The 1,195-nt window shown below is 62.4% G+C and carries 1 protein-coding gene; it reads left to right on the top strand.

Annotated elements, in window-relative coordinates:
- Positions 1-2: 2 nt before the first annotated feature.
- On the top strand, positions 3-1,193 hold the full coding sequence (gene tuf / locus RM96_RS30215) for an elongation factor Tu (protein ID WP_039015422.1): 1,191 nt from the start codon (positions 3-5) through the stop codon (positions 1,191-1,193).
- The last annotated feature ends 2 nt before the right edge of the window (positions 1,194-1,195 follow it).

Here is a 1,195-nt window from a genome sequence, read left to right as displayed (position 1 = left end):
AAATGGCAAAGGAAAAGTTCGAGCGGACCAAGCCGCACGTGAACGTTGGTACGATTGGTCACGTTGACCATGGCAAGACCACGCTGACCGCAGCGATCGCCACGGTGCTGGCTTCGAAGTTTGGCGGTGCCGCCAAGAAGTACGACGAAATCGACGCAGCGCCGGAAGAGAAGGCGCGCGGTATTACCATCAATACCGCCCACGTCGAGTACGAAACGGCCAACCGCCACTACGCGCACGTTGACTGCCCGGGCCACGCTGACTATGTGAAGAACATGATCACGGGTGCTGCCCAGATGGACGGCGCGATCCTGGTTTGCTCGGCCGCTGACGGCCCGATGCCGCAAACGCGCGAGCACATCCTGCTGGCCCGCCAGGTTGGCGTGCCTTACATCATCGTGTTCCTGAACAAGTGCGACATGGTGGACGACGCCGAGCTGCTCGAGCTCGTCGAAATGGAAGTGCGCGAGCTGCTCTCGAAGTACGAATTCCCCGGCGACGACACCCCGATCATCAAGGGTTCGGCCAAGCTGGCGCTGGAAGGCGACAAGGGCGAGCTGGGCGAAGTGGCCATCATGAACCTGGCCGACGCGCTGGACACCTACATCCCGACGCCGGAGCGCGCCGTTGACGGTACGTTCCTGATGCCGGTGGAAGACGTGTTCTCGATCTCGGGTCGCGGCACCGTGGTGACCGGCCGTATCGAGCGTGGCGTGGTGAAGGTCGGCGAAGAAATCGAAATCGTCGGTATCAAGCCGACGGTGAAGACCACCTGCACCGGCGTGGAAATGTTCCGCAAGCTGCTGGACCAGGGCCAGGCAGGCGACAACGTCGGTCTGCTGCTGCGCGGCACCAAGCGCGAAGACGTCGAGCGCGGCCAGGTGCTGTGCAAGCCGGGTTCGATCAAGCCGCACACCCACTTCACCGGCGAGGTGTACATTCTGTCGAAGGACGAAGGTGGCCGTCACACCCCGTTCTTCAACAACTACCGCCCGCAGTTCTACTTCCGTACGACCGACGTGACCGGCTCGATCGAGCTGCCGGCGGACAAGGAAATGGTCATGCCGGGTGACAACGTGTCGATCACCGTCAAGCTGATCGCCCCGATCGCCATGGAAGAAGGCCTGCGCTTCGCTATCCGTGAAGGCGGCCGTACCGTCGGCGCCGGCGTCGTGGCAAAGATCCTCGACTAAGC

It is taken from the genome of Cupriavidus sp. IDO (assembly GCF_000812465.1).
Lineage (GTDB): Bacteria > Pseudomonadota > Gammaproteobacteria > Burkholderiales > Burkholderiaceae > Cupriavidus.
The sequence above is the reverse complement of the archived record's forward strand: the minus strand, read 5'-3'. Positions and strand labels throughout refer to the sequence as shown.